Origin of the sequence: Plantibacter sp. PA-3-X8 (assembly GCF_003856975.1) — a bacterium.
In the GTDB taxonomy this organism is placed as follows: Bacteria; Actinomycetota; Actinomycetes; order Actinomycetales; family Microbacteriaceae; genus Plantibacter; species Plantibacter auratus.
On the sequence record NZ_CP033107.1, the window covers coordinates 2,304,640 to 2,320,819 of the forward strand.

The 16,180-nt window shown below is 69.0% G+C and carries 14 protein-coding genes and 1 riboswitch; of the genes, 6 read left to right on the forward strand and 8 right to left on the reverse strand.

Translation table 11 applies throughout. The features are described 5' to 3' along the window. Positions 1–197: 197 nt before the first annotated feature. The 7 genes from EAO79_RS10955 to EAO79_RS10985 all read right to left on the reverse strand — a co-directional run bounded on the left by EAO79_RS10955 (position 198) and on the right by EAO79_RS10985 (position 6,560). Positions 198–413 (reverse strand): hypothetical protein, encoded by a 216-nt coding sequence (locus EAO79_RS10955; protein ID WP_079705518.1) that lies wholly within the window; start codon positions 411–413, stop codon positions 198–200. 135 nt (positions 414–548) lie between these two features. After that, positions 549–749: a hypothetical protein gene (locus EAO79_RS10960; protein WP_124768997.1), complete on the reverse strand. Its 201-nt coding sequence runs from the start codon at positions 747–749 to the stop codon at positions 549–551. Positions 750–857: 108 nt separating this feature from the next. After that, complete coding sequence (locus EAO79_RS10965) at positions 858–2,000, reverse strand: cysteine desulfurase family protein (RefSeq protein ID WP_124768998.1); 1,143 nt, start codon at positions 1,998–2,000, stop codon at positions 858–860. A gap of 1 nt (position 2,001) precedes the next feature. Next, positions 2,002–2,853, reverse strand: coding sequence for a carboxylating nicotinate-nucleotide diphosphorylase (gene nadC, locus EAO79_RS10970; RefSeq protein ID WP_124768999.1), 852 nt, complete (start codon positions 2,851–2,853; stop codon positions 2,002–2,004). Next, positions 2,847–4,472, reverse strand: a complete 1,626-nt coding sequence (nadB, locus tag EAO79_RS10975) for an L-aspartate oxidase (protein ID WP_124769000.1) — start codon at positions 4,470–4,472, stop codon at positions 2,847–2,849. Before nadB ends, nadC begins: the two co-directional genes overlap by 7 nt. Before the next feature lies 1 nt (position 4,473). Then, a complete protein-coding gene (gene nadA / locus EAO79_RS10980) occupies positions 4,474–5,781 on the reverse strand; it encodes a quinolinate synthase NadA (protein WP_124769001.1) in 1,308 nt (435 codons plus the stop codon). After that, positions 5,778–6,560 carry an NUDIX domain-containing protein gene (locus tag EAO79_RS10985; protein ID WP_124769002.1) on the reverse strand — a complete coding sequence of 261 codons (783 nt, stop codon included), beginning with the start codon at positions 6,558–6,560 and terminating at the stop codon, positions 5,778–5,780. Before EAO79_RS10985 ends, nadA begins: the two co-directional genes overlap by 4 nt. A gap of 150 nt (positions 6,561–6,710) precedes the next feature. After that, positions 6,711–6,796, forward strand: a riboswitch (glycine riboswitch). A 161-nt stretch (positions 6,797–6,957) separates the two neighbouring features. On the opposite strand from EAO79_RS10985, the gene gcvT reads away from it, so the two are divergent. The 3 genes from gcvT to gcvP are packed head-to-tail and all read left to right on the forward strand — an operon-like array spanning position 6,958 to position 11,381. Beyond that, positions 6,958–8,082, forward strand: a complete 1,125-nt coding sequence (gene gcvT / locus EAO79_RS10990) for a glycine cleavage system aminomethyltransferase GcvT (RefSeq protein WP_124769003.1) — start codon at positions 6,958–6,960, stop codon at positions 8,080–8,082. A 3-nt stretch (positions 8,083–8,085) separates the two neighbouring features. Beyond that, the gene (gene gcvH / locus EAO79_RS10995) at positions 8,086–8,460 is read left to right on the forward strand and encodes a glycine cleavage system protein GcvH (protein WP_124769004.1); all 375 of its coding nucleotides are present in this window, start codon (positions 8,086–8,088) and stop codon (positions 8,458–8,460) included. Continuing rightward, positions 8,460–11,381 (forward strand): aminomethyl-transferring glycine dehydrogenase, encoded by a 2,922-nt coding sequence (gcvP, locus tag EAO79_RS11000; RefSeq protein WP_124769005.1) that lies wholly within the window; start codon positions 8,460–8,462, stop codon positions 11,379–11,381. Before gcvH ends, gcvP begins: the two co-directional genes overlap by 1 nt. Before the next feature lie 75 nt (positions 11,382–11,456). Here gcvP and EAO79_RS11005 read toward each other — a convergent pair whose 3' ends face one another. Beyond that, positions 11,457–12,269: a CPBP family intramembrane glutamic endopeptidase gene (locus EAO79_RS11005; protein WP_241160855.1), complete on the reverse strand. Its 813-nt coding sequence runs from the start codon at positions 12,267–12,269 to the stop codon at positions 11,457–11,459. A 336-nt stretch (positions 12,270–12,605) separates the two neighbouring features. Here EAO79_RS11005 and EAO79_RS11010 point away from each other — a divergent pair, with 336 nt between their 5' ends. The 3 genes from EAO79_RS11010 to EAO79_RS11020 all read left to right on the forward strand — a co-directional run bounded on the left by EAO79_RS11010 (position 12,606) and on the right by EAO79_RS11020 (position 16,179). Further along, entirely contained in the window at positions 12,606–14,216 is a 1,611-nt protein-coding gene (locus EAO79_RS11010) for an ABC transporter substrate-binding protein (RefSeq protein WP_241160856.1), read from the forward strand. A gap of 75 nt (positions 14,217–14,291) precedes the next feature. Beyond that, positions 14,292–15,221: an ABC transporter permease gene (locus tag EAO79_RS11015; protein ID WP_064296418.1), complete on the forward strand. Its 930-nt coding sequence runs from the start codon at positions 14,292–14,294 to the stop codon at positions 15,219–15,221. Then, positions 15,211–16,179, forward strand: a complete 969-nt coding sequence (locus EAO79_RS11020) for an ABC transporter permease (RefSeq protein ID WP_064296417.1) — start codon at positions 15,211–15,213, stop codon at positions 16,177–16,179. The genes EAO79_RS11015 and EAO79_RS11020 overlap by 11 nt, the downstream gene beginning before the upstream one ends. Position 16,180: the final 1 nt, after the last annotated feature.

The following is a 16,180-nucleotide window of genomic DNA, read 5'->3' on the forward strand; positions in this document are numbered from 1 at the left end:
GTCGCGGGCCGGGCGTCCGCGGCTACCGTTCATGATGGCACTCGAGATCGGCGCTGTCAGAACCCGTTTCCGGCGGGTCTCGGCGATCACATCGGCGTCCCCGGCCCCGGTTGTCGCCGGGGGAGACCCGCGCCCCGACAATGAGCGAGGACCCCGCGGCGTTCGCCAGGCGGGGTCCTCGTCGTTCAGAGGCCGCGTCAGTCGCGCAGCTGCTCCTTGTAGTCGTTCTTCGCCTCGGTGGTGTCGCGCTCGGCCTCGGCCTTCTTCACGTCGGCCTCCGCCTGCTTCACCTTCGCGTCGGCCTTGGCCTCGTCGACCTTGTCGCCGATCCGGTCCTTGGCGTCTTCGACGGTCTCGCCGATCTTCCGGCCGGTCGCCTCAGCAGCGTCCTTGGCGTTGTCCAGGAATCCCATGTCAGCTCCGTCTCTGATCCCGACTCTCGGTCACCGTTCAAGCCTCGCGGGCCCGCGCCCGCGCGGCAACCACTTGTGTTCCGAGGCGTGGACGGCTAGATCATGAGACGATCCGGCGCGCGGGGGCGCCGTCGCTCAGGGGGTGGGGGCGCCACCGTCGGTCGGGGTCGCGTGCGGCAGCCAGTCCTTGAGGATGACCTCCTCCGGGTCGACCAGACGCTCCGTGTGGAGGTCGTACTCCGGGTCACGCTCGGCGAGGAACCGGGTGACGGCGTCAGCGTCCTCGTTGTCGTGTCGACGTCGTGCGCGGTCTGCCGCGTCCTGCTCGGTGCTCATGGATCCCACCGTAGCTCAGCCTCCGGCGGAGGGTGCCGCCAGACACCCGGCGTCGGGCAGCCGTCACCGAACGCGCGGCCGGATCCGTCCGGTCGGTCGTCGTGGGGTTCAGCGGAGACCCGCGACGGCCTCCACCGAGGCGACGACGGCGCTCGCCGTCCGGTCCAGCTCGGCCGCGGTGACGGCGGCGGTCCAACTGAAGCGCACGGCGGTCTGCGCGACCTCCGGAGCGATGCCGATCGCGAGGAGGACCGGTGACGGCTCGTCGCTGCCGGCGGCACACGCGGAGCCGCTCGAGGAGATGACGCCCCGCCGTTCGAGTTCGAGGAGGACCGCCTCGCCGGAGGTCCCGGGGAACACGAACGATGCGATACCCGGTAGGCGTCGTTCGGGGTGGCCCGTCAACCGAGCACGCGGGACCTCGTTCAGGACCCTCGCGATGAACGCGTCACGCAGTCCGCTGACGCGGTCCACCGCTTCCACCCGATCACGCTCGGCGAGCTCCAGCGCCGTCGCGAGCCCGACGGCGGCGGCCACCTGTTCGGTCCCGCTCCGGCGACCGCGTTCCTGACCGCCACCGTGCAGGAGCGGTTCCAACGGCAGGGAGCCGCGCACGGCGAGCAGTCCGATGCCCTTCGGAGCACCGAGCTTGTGGCCGGCCAGGCTCAGCACGTCCACGCCGAGGCGATCCAGTCCGAGCGGCAGCCATCCCGCCGCCTGCACGGCATCGGTGTGGAACGGGACGCCTGCGGCCTGGGCGACGCCTCCGAGCGCCGACAGGTCCTGGACCGTGCCGATCTCGTTGTTGGCCGCCATCACCGAGACGAGCACCGTGTCCGGCCGGAGTGCAGCGGCGAGCTCGGCCGGGTCGACCAGGCCGGTCCCGTCCACCGGGAGGACGGTGGCCTCGACCCCGTGGAACCGCGTGAGGTATGCGACCGATTCCGCGACCGCCTCGTGCTCGATCGGCGAGGTGACGACATGGCGTCCGCGATCGAGGGCCGCCAGGGTGATGCCCTTGACCGCGAGGTTGTCCGCTTCGGTGCCGCCCGAGGTGAACACCACGTCCCCAGGTCGGACGCCCAGCACGGTCGCGACGCGTCGCCGGGCGTCCCGCAACGCCCCGGCCGCCGCCTCGCCGACGGTGTGATGGCTCGACGGGTTGCCGAAGGTGCTCGTCAGGTACGGCCACATCGCCTCGAGCACCTCCGGGCGCACCGGCGTCGTCGCCGCGTTGTCGAGGTAGAGCATCTCAGTCGACCGAGACGTCGAGTCCGAGGTCGAGGGAACGGACACTGTGCGTGAGGGCGCCGGAGGAGATGACGTCCACGCCGGTCTCCGCGATGGCCCGCACCGTCGACAGCGTCACGTTCCCGCTCGCTTCCACGATGGCGCGGCCGGCGATCAGCGCGACGCCCTCGCGGAGCTCGTCGACGCTGAAGTTGTCGAGCATGATCGTGTCGACGCCCGCCGCCAGCACCGCCTCGATCTGGTCCAGGCGGTCGACCTCGACCTCGATCGTCGTCGTGTGCGGGAGCTCCTCGCGAGCCCGCAGCAGCGCCTCGGTGACCGTCAGCCCGCGCTCGAGGAGGACCGCCAGGTGGTTGTCCTTGACCATGACGGCATCGGAGAGCGAATGGCGGTGGTTGTGTCCGCCGCCCGATCGCACCGCGTGGCGCTCGAAGACGCGCAAGCCCGGGGTCGTCTTCCGGGTGTCGACGATGCGGGCGCGGGTGTCGGACACGGCTTCGACGTACGCCGCGGTGATGGTTGCGATGCCGCTCATCCGCTGCACGAAGTTCAGGGCGACGCGCTCCGCGGTCAGGACGGCACGCGCCGGACCCGACACCATGGCGATGGTGTCGCCCGCGGCGAACCGTTCGCCGTCCGCGACGAGGAACGCGACCGTGATGCGCGGGTCGGTCAGCCGGAACGCCGCCTCGAACACGGCCGAACCGCTGAAGACGCCCGCCTCGCGCGCGGTCAGGGAGGCTGAGGCCGTGGCGTCCTCCGGGATGAGGGTCGCTGCCGTCAGGTCGCCCCACGGGGCGTCCTCGACGAGGGCCGCGGTGACGGTGGTGTCGATGAGATGTGGGGTCAGCATGGTGCGAGCACGGTTCCGTTCACGGATGGGTGGGTGGTGGGCTGGGGCGCGTCAGCCGGGGTCGCGAGGGTGATCGCGATCGGCGACGCCTGATCCGGATCGACACCGGGATGGTCGTCCCTGGCGTGGGCACCGCGTGACTCGGTGCGCGCGAGGGCAGCGGCGACAACGGCCCGGGCGAGCAGCAGGAGGTTGCGGTCCTCGGTGGCCGCGACCGACCGTGGCGCGGTGACGACGTCGCCGAGCTCGGTCGACCAACGGTCCAGGGTCCGGCGCGCGAGCTCGAGACCACGCGCGTCACGGACCAGCCCGGCATCCCGCCACATCACGGCGTGGAGCGCCGCGCGGCTGAAAGGCTCGACGGGATCCGTTGGGAGCCCGGGATCGTCATCGGCCGCACGGGGATCCAGGACGACCCGCTCACCGCCGAGCCTCGGGCGACCGGCGATCGCACCCGGTGCCGCATCGATCGCCGCGACGGCGCGGGCCGCGAAGACGGCACCCTCGAGGAGCGAGTTGGAGGCGAGGCGGTTGGCCCCGTGGACGCCCGTGCGTGCGACTTCGCCCACGGCGAGGAGCCCGGGCAGGGTGGTCCGGCCGTCGAGGTCCGTGGCGACACCGCCCATCCAATAGTGTGCGGCCGGGGCGACGGCGACCGGTGTGCGCGACCAGTCCACGCCGGAGGTTCGCAGGTGCTCGTCGATCCCCGGGAACCGCGCGGCGAGGCGGTCCGCACCGAGCGCGGTCGCGTCGAGTGTCACCGGGGCACCGCCCTGCGCGGCCATGGCCCGGGCGATCCCTCGGGCGACGACGTCGCGTGGTGCCAGCTCGGCGTCTGGGTGGAGCTCCCGCATGAAGCGTGCACCGTTCGCGTCCCGGAGGACGGCCCCCTCGCCGCGGACGGCCTCGGAGACGAGGAAACTGCCGGGTGCGGCGAGCGCGGTCGGGTGGAACTGGACGAACTCCACGTCGGCCAGCACCGCTCCAGCACGGAGTGCTGCAGCGGCGCCGTCGCCCGTCGCCACCGCCGGGTTGGTCGTGAACGGGTAGAGCTGCCCGACACCGCCGGTGGCGAGGATCACGTGGTCGGCGTCGACGGTGAACGCACCTCGCTCGGAGGACCGGAGGTGTGCACCGGTGACCGTCCCGGCGGTGACCACCAGGTCGACGAGGACGGTGTGCTCCAGCACGGTGACCCGCCGGGCCGCAAGCGTCTCGACGAGCGCCGTCTCGATCGCCGCGCCGGTCGCGTCACCGCCGGCGTGCAGCACCCGGGGGTAGGAGTGGGCCGCTTCGAGGCCCTTCGCGAAGCCGTCGCCGTCGCGGTCGAACGCCACACCGAAGGCGATGAGCTCGCGGATCCGTTCGGGCCCCTCGGTGCAGAGCACCCGGACGGCCTCCTCGTCGCACAGCCCCGCACCGGCCAGCAGCGTGTCCCGGACGTGGTCCTCGACGCGGTCGTCGTCGAACATGACCCCGGCGATCCCGCCCTGCGCATAGCGCGTGTTGCTCTGGCCGAGGACGTCCTTGGTGACGACCACGACCTCGTGCCGTTCACTCGCGTGGATCGCGGCCACGAGACCGGCGATCCCGCTCCCGACCACGAGCACCGTCGCCATGTCAGCCGGCCTGGGTTCCGACGGCGACCGGCGGCTTCGCGGCGAGCATGCGCTCGAGCGACAGGCGGGCCGGGACGGCCACGTCGTCGGAGACGGTGATGCGGTTGAGCACCTCGCCCGCGACGAGTCCTTCGAGCACCCAGGCCAGGTAGCCGGGGTGGATGCGGTACATCGTCGAGCAGGGGCAGATCACGTCGTCGAGGCAGAAGATCGTGTGCTGCGGGTACTGCGCGGCGAGGCGCTGCACCATGTTGATCTCGGTGCCGATCGCGAACGTGGTGCCGTCCGGCGCCGCCGCGATGGCCTTCTGGATGTAGTCCGTCGATCCCGCCTCGTCGGCGGCGTCGACGACCGCCATCGGGCACTCGGGGTGCACGATGACCCGGACGCCGGGGTGCTCCGCCCGGGCGCGGTCGATCTGGTCGACGGTGAACCGCTTGTGCACCGAGCAGAAGCCGTGCCACAGGATGACCTCTGCCTGCTCGAGGTCGGTCGCCTCGTTGCCGCCGAGCGGGCGGTTCGGGTTCCACATCGGCATGTGCTCGAGTGGCACGCCCAGCTTCTTGGCGGTGTTCCGACCCAGGTGCTGGTCCGGGAAGAACAGCACCCGCTGCCCGCGCTCGAAGGCCCACCGCAGGACCGTCTCCGCGTTGCTGGACGTGCAGACGATCCCGCCGTGCCGACCGCAGAAGCCCTTGAGCGCCGCCGAGGAGTTCATGTAGGTGACGGGGATGACCGGTACCCGGCCGTCGGCGTCCGGTTCGGTCCCGTAGAGCGCCTCGAGGGCCTCCCACGCCTCCTCGACCTGGTCGATGTCCGCCATGTCGGCCATCGAGCAGCCGGCGGCGAGGTTCGGGAGGATCACGGCCTGCTCGGGTCCGGACAGGAGGTCGGCCGTCTCGGCCATGAAGTGCACGCCGCAGAACACGATCGCCTCGGCCTCGGTGCGTGCCTTGGCCGCGTTCGCGAGCTGGAAGGAGTCGCCGATGTAGTCGGCGTGCTGAACCACCTCGTCGCGCTGATAGAAGTGCCCGAGGATCACGACGCGGTCTCCGAGGGTCTGCTTCGCGGCCACGATGCGGCGGTGGAGTTCATCGTTGGAGGCGTCGCGATAGGCGGCCGGGAGCTGGCCCTGCCGGGGCGAACCGGTCGGGATGACGTCGCCCATCGACGCGCCAGGGCCGTAGCTCGGCGGCTGCAGGTCGAACACCCAGGGCCCGGCCGCGAGCTCGGGCGCGCAGGTCGCGCCGTCGGACGCACCCTCGGTGATCTGCTGGATGGTGTCGTCGACGGATGCGGTGATGGTCATGCTGGCTCCTCGGACTGCTGACGGGTGGTCGGGGTGGACGTCGTGGGCCTGCGGCTCGTCGACCGCCCGGGCGACGGGGTCTCCGGTCGGGTGACGGGCTGGGTCCACCGGTAGAGCCGCGCCGGGCGGTGGCGCCCACCGGTACGGAGCTCGTCGGTCTGCAGGACGAGACCGGAGGACTCGACCTGGCGTCGGAAGTTCGCGGGGTCGAGCTGCTTCTGCAACACCGCCTCGTGCACCTCCCGGAGTTCGGAGAGGGTGAAGGTCTCCCCGAGGAAGGCGTGCGCGATGTGGCTGTACTCCAGCTTGTTGCGGAGCCGCCACAGGGCGTACTCGACGATGTCGCGGTGGTCGAACGCCAACGGGGGGAGTGCGTCGGCCGGGAACCAGCGGACGTTCTGGCCGAGCCGCGTGCGCTTCGCCTCGTCGGACCCGACGAGCGCCCAGTAGACGATCGAGACGACGCGCTCGGCGGGGGAGCGGTCGAGGTCGCCGAACGCGTACAACTGCTCGAGGTAGCGCGGGCGGAGGGAGGTGGTCGTCTCCAGGGTCGACGAGGCCGCGTCCGCGAGGGACTCCGCGGCACCGAGCGGGCCGCCCGGCAGCGCCCAGAGGCCGTCGTAGGGCTCACGGATGCGCCGGACGAGCGGGAGCCAGATGCCGGGCGCCGGATCGGTCGCGCCGAACCCGTCGTCGGCTCGGAGCGTGAAGATGACGGTCGAGACCGCGAGGCCGACCTGCGGGTCCGTCTGCTCCACGGGAGTCGTCGATCGCTGCATGGGGGTCTCCGTGTTCCGGAGCACCGGCGGCACTTCAGGTAGAAATGACCTGTACTCGATACAGGCTTAGTGTACACCTGACTCGAACAACGTCCTGCGCCGAGGCGACCACTCGCGATATGCTGGCGGCTCAATCGAACATCGGGCCGCAAACACGATGCGGGAGAGCCGGTACGCCGGCACCGAAGGAGCAAGCCTCCCCGCCAATCTCTCAGGTCCTGTACCGCATCGGACTGGCCACTCTGGAAAGCAGCGCACGTTCGTGGTGCGCTCGCCGACGGTGAAAGCAGTGTCCGCAGCAGCGGCGCTCGTGAAGCTCTCAGGCCAATGACAGAGGGGGAGTTCCCAACGGGCACCGTCAGGTGTCCGCAGCGCACCACGCGACCCCGGAGAACTCGTGACCGACCTCGAACGAACCAGCCCGCTCCATGCCGTCCACGAAGCCGCCGGCGCGAGCTTCACGGACTTCGCCGGATGGCAGATGCCCGTGCGGTACTCGAGCGACCTCGCCGAGCACCACGCCGTGCGCACCGCCGCCGGCATCTTCGACATCTCCCACATGGCCGAGATCCAGGTCGTGGGCGCCGACGCCGCCGACTTCCTCGACCAGGCGCTCGCGGGCAAGCTGTCCGCCATCGATCTGCTCCAGGCCAAGTACTCCCTGCTGCTGAACGAGGCCGGCGGCATCATCGACGACCTCGTCGTCTACCGCAACGGTGAGCACGAGTACCTCGTCGTCGCGAACGCGGGCAACCACGACGCCGTCGTCGCAGCGCTCACCGAGCGGGCCGCGGCGTTCGAGCACGTGGTCGTCATGGACCGCAGCGACGAGATCGCGCTCATCGCCGTCCAGGGGCCCGCCTCCCGCGCCATCCTCCAGGCGACCGAGGGGCTCCACATCCTGGACGAACTGCCGTCCCTCGACGAGGTGAAGTACTACCGCGCGACGGGTGCCTCCTTCGAGAACGGCACGGTCTTCATCGGGCGCACCGGGTACACCGGCGAGGACGGGTTCGAGCTGTACGTCGACGCGGCCGACGCCGTGGAGCTGTGGAACGCCATCGTCGCCGCCGGGACACCGCTCGGACTGGTCCCCGCCGGGCTCGCCAGTCGCGACACGCTCCGGCTCGAAGCCGGCATGCCGTTGTACGGCCACGAGCTCGGTCCGGACATGCTGCCCGTGCAGGCCGGACTCGGCCGCGTCGTCGCACTCGGCAAGCACGGCACGTTCATCGGTCGTGACGCCGTCGAGGCCGGTCCGGCGGACGACGCACCGGTGCTCGTCGCCCTCGTCTCCGAGGGGCGTCGCGCCGGTCGTGCCGGTTACCGTGTCCTCGCCGGCGACACGACCGTCGGCGAGGTGACGAGCGGGGCACTGTCGCCCACCCTCGGACACCCGATCGCCATGGCCTACGTGCACCCCGACCACGCCGAGCCGGGCACCGTGCTCGACATCGACGTCCGCGGCACGCGGATCCCCGCGACCGTCACCACGCTCCCCTTCTATTCGAGAGAGAAGTAACCCATGGCCGACAAGACCACCCTCAAGTACACCGCCGAGCACGAGTGGATCCGCGTCGAGGGCGATCTCGCCGTCATCGGGATCACCGACTACGCCGCCGAGAAGCTCGGTGACGTCGTCTTCGTGGACCTCCCCGCCGTCGGCGCGGCGCTCTCAGCCAGCACCGTGGTCGGCGAGATCGAGTCCACGAAGTCCGTCGGCGAGCTCTTCGCCCCGCTCGACGGCGAGGTCGTCGAGGCCAACGGCGCCGTCGTCGACGACCCGTCGCTCGTCAACAGCGACCCGTTCGGTGCCGGCTGGCTCGTCTCGGTGCGCTACGACGCGCTGCCCGACACGCTCCTCAGCTGGGACGACTACGCCGCGCTGGTGGGCGAGTGATGGCGGACCGCTTCGCAGAACGGCACATCGGAACCGACACCGCCGCCCAGGCGACGATGCTCGCCGCCGTCGGGTACGACAGCGTCGACGCCCTGCTCGCCGCGGCCGTCCCCTCCGCGATCACGGCCGCCGAACTCGCCTCGTCCAGCATCCCCGACGCCGCGACCGAGCGCGCGGCGCTCGCCGAACTCCGTGAGCTCGCCGGCCGCAACACGGTGAACCGGAGCCTGATCGGTCTGGGCTACTTCGACACGATCACACCGGCGGTCATCAAGCGGAACGTGCTCGAGAACCCCTCCTGGTACACGGCCTACACGCCGTACCAGCCCGAGATCTCGCAGGGCCGCCTCGAGGCGCTCATCAACTTCCAGACGATGGTCGCCGACCTCACCGGTCTCGACACGGCCAACGCCTCGATGCTCGACGAGAGCACCGCGGTCGTCGAAGGCATGCTCCTCGCGCGACGGGCCTCGAAGCTCGCCGACCCGACGTTCATCGTCGACGCCGACGCGTACCCGCAGACGAAGGCGCTCCTCCGGAGTCGCGCGGAAGCGGTCGGCATCGACCTCGTCGAGCTGCCGTTGTCGACCACCTCGCCCGAGGACCTCCCGGCGTCGTTCGGTGTCTTCGTGCAGTACCCCGGTGCCTCCGGGCTCGTGTGGGACCCGTCGGCGGTCCTCGCAGCGGTCAAGGCGGCCGGCGGCGTGTCGGTCGTCGCGGCCGATCTCCTCGCCCTCACGCTCATCTCCTCGCCCGGTTCCCTCGGCGCGGACATCGCGGTCGGGACGAGCCAGCGCTTCGGCGTGCCGATGGGCTTCGGCGGGCCGCACGCTGGGTACCTCGCGGTCCGTATGGGCCTCGAGCGCCAGATGCCCGGTCGCCTCGTCGGCGTCAGCCAGGACGCGGCGGGTCACCCCGCCTACCGGCTCACGCTGCAGACGCGCGAGCAGCACATCCGCCGTGAGAAGGCCACGAGCAACATCTGCACGGCCCAGGTCCTGCTGGCGGTCATGGCCGCGATGTACGCCGTGTACCACGGGCCAGACGGGCTCAAGCGGATCGCGCAGTCGGTGCACGCGACCACCGCGAGTGCAGCCCGTCTGCTGGGGTCGGCGGGTGTCGAGGTGCTCACGGAGCACTACTTCGACACCCTGCAGGTGCGCGTCGCCGACAGCGCAGCGGTGGTGTCGGGTGCGCACGACCGCGGCCTCCTGCTGTGGGCCGTCGACGAGACGACCGTCTCGATGAGCTTCGACGAGGTGAGCGCGGTCGAGAGCGTCGTCCCGACCCTCGTCGAGGTGCTCACGACCGCTGGGACCGCCACCGCCGGAGAGCCGTCGGCATACGTCTTCGACGAGGGGGCGTCCGCCTCGGCGTTCGGTCCGAGCGCCGTGTCGGAGTACCCGGCCACGCTCGCCCGCGAGACCGAGTATCTGACGCACCCGGTGTTCAACACCCACCACTCGGAGACCGCCATGATGCGGTACCTCAAGCAGCTTGCCGACCGCGACTATGCGCTCGACCGGGGGATGATCCCGCTGGGTTCGTGCACGATGAAACTCAACGCCGCCACCGAGATGGAGGCCGTCACCTGGCCCGAGTTCGCCGGGCTGCACCCGTTCGCCCCGCGTGAGGACGTCGCAGGCTCGCTCGAACTCGTCGACCAGCTCGAGACCTGGCTGGCCGAGGTCACCGGGTACGACTCCGTGTCGCTGCAGCCGAACGCCGGCAGCCAGGGCGAGCTCGCCGGTCTCCTCGCCATCCGCGGCTACCACCGCGCGAACGGCGACGAGCAACGGACGGTCTGCCTCATCCCCTCGAGTGCGCACGGCACGAACGCGGCCTCCGCCGTCCTCGCCGGCATGCGTGTGGTCGTCGTCGCGTGCGACGAGCAGGGCAACGTCGACCTCGACGACCTCCGGTCGAAGATCGAGGCCAACGCCGAGTCCCTCGCCGCGCTCATGATCACCTACCCGTCCACCCACGGCGTCTACGAGCACGAGGTGAAGACCATCACCCAGGCCGTGCACGACGCCGGCGGCCAGGTCTACGTCGACGGCGCGAACCTCAACGCGCTGCTCGGGTACGCGCGGTTCGGTGAGTTCGGCGGCGACGTCTCGCACCTGAACCTGCACAAGACGTTCTGCATCCCGCACGGCGGTGGCGGCCCCGGTGTCGGGCCGGTCGCCGCCAAGGCGCACCTCGCGCCGTTCCTGCCCGGTCACCCGCTGGCGCAGCGGGCCGAGCACCCGCTGCTCGGCGGCGGGACGGTCGTGCACGACGGCGGTCCGATCTCGGCGGCTCCCTACGGCAGCCCGAGCATCCTGCCGATCTCGTGGGCCTACGTCCGCATGATGGGTTCGGAAGGGCTCCGCGAGGCGACCGGGGCCGCGGTGCTCGCAGCGAACTACATCGCTGCGCGACTGAGCGACCACTATCCCGTCCTGTACACGGGCGACAGCGACCTCGTGGCGCATGAGTGCATCCTCGACCTCCGTCCGCTCAAGGAGGCGACCGGGATCTCCGTCGACGACGTGGCCAAGCGTCTCGTCGACTACGGGTTCCACGCGCCGACGATGTCGTTCCCCGTCGCGGGGACGCTCATGGTCGAGCCGACGGAGAGCGAGGACCTCACCGAGGTCGACCGCTTCGTCGACGCGATGATCGCGATCAAGGCGGAAGCGGACGCCGTCGCGGCGGGCGAGTGGCCTGCCGACGACAACCCGCTCGTCGGGGCGCCGCACACGGCCCAGTCGGTCATCGAGGGGGAGTGGACGCACGCGTACTCGCGCGAGCTCGCCGTCTACCCCGTACACACGCTCGTGCGCACGAAGTACTGGCCGCCGGTGCGTCGCATCGACCAGGCGTACGGCGACCGCAACCTCGTGTGCGCCTGCCCGCCGCCCGAGGCCTTCGCCTAGCAGGTCCATGAGCACTCCCTCGCCCATTCGTGGGCGAGGGAGTGCTCGTCCGCCCCGTGATGGGCGAACGGGTCGTCAGGAGGACGGCGTCGCGGCGAAGATCTCCGGCCACCAGGCGACGGCGAGCGGGAAGCCCGCGAACGAGATGATGTCGATGACCGTGTGCGCGACGACGAGCGGCATCACCCGCCCCCAGCGCTTGTAGCACCAGCCGAACGCGATCCCCATGGCGACGTTGCCGAAGAACGGCCCGATGCCCTGGTACAGGTGGTAGCTCCCGCGGAGGACGGCGGTCGACAGGATGATCGTCCACCACCCCCACCCGATCTCGCGGAGCCTGGTGTACAGGTAGCCGATGATGATGACCTCCTCCTGGAGGCCGGCGCGGAGGGCGGAGAAGACGAGCATCGGGATCGTCCACCAGTACATGGTGTCGGGGAACGTCGAGACCGCGACCGTGACGCCGAGTGCGCGGCCCAACGCGTACACACCGATGCCGGGGACACCGATAGCGGCGACGAGGAGCAGACCGCGGCCGAGGTCGCGTCCGGGGGAGCGGAGGTCGAGTCCCATCCGCGCGAAGCCGCTGCGTCCGGGCTGCCAGAGCAGGTAGATGACGAGGGCGACCGGCGCGAGCTGGAAGAAGAGCCCGAGGAACTGGTAGCTGAAGTCGAGCCACTCCCGGGTGGCCTGGGTGGTGTTGATCGCCGCAGATTGATCGGAGAGCGGCGGCCCCGCGGTGAGCTTCGCGATGAGCGAGATGATCGAGTACACCGCCGACGCCCCGAGGCTCAGCGCGAGGACGACGCCGATCTCCCACCACCGACGGTTGTTTCCGGCGCCCTCGGGGAGGTCCGGTCCCCGCTCGGTGGTGTTCTGTTCGCTCACCGGTCCATTCTGCTGGCTGGTGGCTCCGAGCGCACCGCATACCATCTGCGCGTCCGCTCGGCGGATATCAGGAGACGAACGCCTTACGATTCGTATCCAGAACGACGAAGTGACTGCACGAGTTTTGCGATCATGATCGTTCTGTTGCGTCGTGGGCGGGATCCGTGCACGAAAAAGCATCCGTGAGCAACAATCCGGCGATTGGGTTACCGCTGTGTAACGTTTGGCGTCCCAGTTTGCTCGCCGTCCTGCTTCTGCTTATCGTCAGAGTATTCAAAGAGCGATCCAGCGCACACGATGCGCTGTTTTCGCTTGCCCTTTCCCCAAGGAGGAACTGTGAAGTTCAGTCGGTTCGGCTCTGCCGCCGCCATCATCGCAGCAGGGGCTCTCGTCCTCACCGGTTGTTCCGGTGGCGGTTCCAGCAGCGAGAGCACCAGCAGCGCATCATCCGTCATCACGACCAACGGCTCCGAGCCGGAGTCGGGCCTCATCCCCAGCGACACCAACGAGGTCGGTGGCGGAAAGATCATCGACGAGGTCTTCGCAGGCCTCCGCTACTACGCGGCCGACGGCAAGCCGGTCGACGACCTGGCCGAGTCGATCGACACCGACGACTCGACCACCTTCACGATCAAGATCAAGGCTGATCAGAAGTTCACCAACGGCGACCCCGTCACCGCTGACTCGTTCGTCATGGCATGGCAGGACGCCGTCGTCAACCTCCGCAAGAACGCCTCGTTCTTCGCTGACGTCGAGGGCTACAACGAGACCGGCCAGCCCCTGACGGGCCTGAGCGTCGTGGACGACACCACCTTCACGGTGAAGCTGTCCGCACCTGCATCGGACTTCCCGCTGCGTCTGGGCTACTCCGCCTTCTACCCGCTGCCCGCTGCAGCGTTCGACGCGGCCGGCAAGGTCACGGACGAGTTCGGACAGAACCCGATCGGCAACGGCCCGTACAAGGTCGACGGCGACAAGGCGTGGAAGCACAACGAGTCGATCAAGCTCGTCAAGAACGACGAGTACAAGGGTGGCCGCGAAGCCAAGAACGGTGGCCTGACCATCACGTTCTACAAGGACTTCGACAGCGCCTACGCCGACCTGCTGAGCGGCAACCTCGACGTCCTGGACCAGATCCCGGACTCCGCGCTCTCCACCTACCAGGACGACCTGGGCGACCGTGCGGTCAACCAGCCGGCCGCCGTGTTCCAGTCCTTCACGATCCCGTCCCGCCTCCCGCACTTCAGCGGTGAAGAGGGTCAGCTGCGTCGTCAGGCCATCTCGTACGCGATCAACCGTGAAGAGATCACCAAGGTCATCTTCAACGGGACCCGCACGCCGGCGACCGACTTCACCTCGCCGGTCATCGACGGCTACTCGAAGGACATCGAAGGTAACGACGTCCTCAAGTACAACGAGAAGAAGGCCAAGGAACTCTGGGCCGAGGCCGACGCCATCTCCCCGTGGGACGGCTCCTTCCAGATCGCGTACAACGCCGACGGGCCGCACCAGGCCTGGGTCGACGCAGTGACCAACGGCATCAAGAACGTCCTGGGCATCGAGTCCTCGGGCGTCCCGGTCGCCGTCTTCGGTGACTTCCGCGCCGGCATCACCAACCGCTCCATCGAGACGGCGTTCCGCTCCGGATGGCAGGCCGACTACCCGGGTCTGTACAACTTCCTCGCTCCGCTCTACGCGACCGGTGCTTCCTCGAACGACGGTGACTACTCCAGCCCCGAGTTCGACAAGCTCCTCTCCGAGGGTTCGTCCGAGACCGACCTGGACGCTGCGAACAAGAAGTTCCAGGACGCCCAGGCGGTCCTCTTCAAGGACCTGCCGGCCATCCCGCTCTGGTACCAGAACGTGAGCGGCGGCTTCGGCGAAGGCGTGCAGAACGTCGAGTTCGGTTGGAACTCGGTGCCGCTGTACTACGAGATCACCAAGTAGTCTTGTAGCGGCATAGCTGGGTGGGTCCGGTTCTTCCGGGCCCACCCAGCTTCACGAGTTCAGGAGTCCCACACCATGGGCGGTTACATTCTTCGTCGTGTCCTGCAGGCTATCCCCGTACTGCTCGGCACGACCTTCCTCATCTATTTCATGGTCTTCGCGTTGCCCGGTGATCCCGTGCTCGCATTGTTCGGCGACAAGACGCCGAGCGCCGCGCAGATCGCTCAACTCAACGCCGAGTACAACCTCGACAAGCCGTTCATCGTGCAGTACTTCCTGTACCTCGGCGGCATCTTCACCGGCGACCTCGGAACGTCCTTCTCCGGGCAGCCGGTCAGCGAGATCCTCGCGCAGGCCTTCCCGGTCACGCTGCGGCTCGCCGTCATCGCCGTCTTCTTCGAGATGGTCGCCGGCATCACGATCGGTCTCATCTCCGGCATCCGCAAGGGCGGCATCTTCGACGCCTCGTTCCTCGTGGTCAGCCTGATCCTCATCTCGCTCCCCGTCTTCGTCATCGCGTTCGTCGCGCAGTACGTGTTCGGGATCCAGCTCGGGTGGTTCAGACCGACGGTCGGCCCGGGCGCGCCGATACAAGACCTCCTACTCCCCGCACTGGTCCTCGCCACCATCAGCTTCGCGCAGATCGTGCGGTTGACCCGGTCCTCGGTCATCGAGACGCAGTCGCTCGACTTCGTCCGCACGGCGTACTCGAAGGGCCTGAGCCGTCGCCGGGTCATCCCCGTGCACATCCTGCGCAACTCGCTGATCCCGGTCGTGACCTACCTCGCGGTGGACTTCGGTGTGCTGATCGTCGGCGCCACGGTGACCGAGGGCATCTTCAACGTCCCCGGTGTCGGTCGCACGCTCTACCAGGCCATCCTCCGAGGAGAAGGCCCGACCGTGGTGTCCTTCGTGACGGTGATGGTGTTGTTCTACCTCATCATCAACCTCGTCATCGACCTCTTCTACGCCGTGCTCGACCCAAGGATCCGCTATGTCAAGTAATGATCAGGAGCCGACGATCAAGCGATCCCCGAATCACTTCGTCGCGCCGCTCGAAGAGACCCCCCTCGCGGTCATCGACGCCGTCAAGGTCGACGAGAAGGTCAGCAACCTCTGGACCGACGCGTGGGCGTTCATGCGCCGTCGTCCCATGTTCTGGATCTCGTCCGTCCTCATCCTGCTCGTCGTGGTCGTGGGGCTGTTCCCCTTCCTCTTCACGCAGACGCCCCCGAACAACCAGTGCTTCCTCGAGAACAGCAACGGCGGGCCTGAGGCCGGCCACATCCTCGGGTTCACGAAACAGGGCTGCGACATCTTCGCGCGGGTCATCTACGGGACCTCCACGTCGCTGTCCGTCGGGCTCATCGTGACGCTCATCACCGCCACGCTCGGCATCGTGTTCGGCGCGTTCGCCGGCTTCTACGGCGGTTGGGTCGACTCGGTGCTGTCCCGCATCGGCGACATCTTCTTCTCCATCCCGTACATCCTCGCGGCCGTCGTCGTCATGTCGGTGCTCGCGAAGTACCGGAGCGTGTGGACGATCTCCTTGGCGATCGGTCTGTTCGCCTGGCCATCAGTCGCCCGAGTGCTTCGAGCGGAGGTGCTCAGGGTCAAGAACGCGGACTACGTCCAAGCGTCCATCGCGCTGGGTGTCTCCCGCTTCAAGATCCTCCTGCGCCACGTGCTGCCCAACGCGATCCCACCGGTGATCGTCGTCATCACGATCTCGCTGGCGTCCGCGATCGTCGCCGAGGCGACGCTGTCCTTCCTCGGCGTGGGGCTCGGAAGCGAGACCATGTCCTGGGGCAACGACATCAGCCAGGCGCAGCGTGACCTCCGCACGGCGCCGCAGGTGCTGATCTACCCGTCGATCGCGCTGTCGCTCACCGTGCTCAGCTTCATCATGATGGGCGAAGTCCTGCGAGACGCGCTCGACCCGAAGGCGAGGGCCCTGCGTTGAA

Coding starts and splice junctions, on each gene's coding strand:
- EAO79_RS11015 (WP_064296418.1), top strand. CDS start 14,292: ATGGGCGGTTACATTCTTCGTCGTGTCCTGCAGGCTATCCCCGTACTG.
- nadA (WP_124769001.1), bottom strand. CDS start 5,781: ATGACCATCACCGCATCCGTCGACGACACCATCCAGCAGATCACCGAG.
- EAO79_RS10965 (WP_124768998.1), bottom strand. CDS start 2,000: ATGCTCTACCTCGACAACGCGGCGACGACGCCGGTGCGCCCGGAGGTG.
- EAO79_RS10960 (WP_124768997.1), bottom strand. CDS start 749: ATGAGCACCGAGCAGGACGCGGCAGACCGCGCACGACGTCGACACGAC.
- nadC (WP_124768999.1), bottom strand. CDS start 2,853: ATGCTGACCCCACATCTCATCGACACCACCGTCACCGCGGCCCTCGTC.
- nadB (WP_124769000.1), bottom strand. CDS start 4,472: ATGGCGACGGTGCTCGTGGTCGGGAGCGGGATCGCCGGTCTCGTGGCC.
- gcvH (WP_124769004.1), top strand. CDS start 8,086: ATGGCCGACAAGACCACCCTCAAGTACACCGCCGAGCACGAGTGGATC.
- EAO79_RS11020 (WP_064296417.1), top strand. CDS start 15,211: ATGTCAAGTAATGATCAGGAGCCGACGATCAAGCGATCCCCGAATCAC.
- gcvP (WP_124769005.1), top strand. CDS start 8,460: ATGGCGGACCGCTTCGCAGAACGGCACATCGGAACCGACACCGCCGCC.
- EAO79_RS10985 (WP_124769002.1), bottom strand. CDS start 6,560: ATGCAGCGATCGACGACTCCCGTGGAGCAGACGGACCCGCAGGTCGGC.
- EAO79_RS10955 (WP_079705518.1), bottom strand. CDS start 413: ATGGGATTCCTGGACAACGCCAAGGACGCTGCTGAGGCGACCGGCCGG.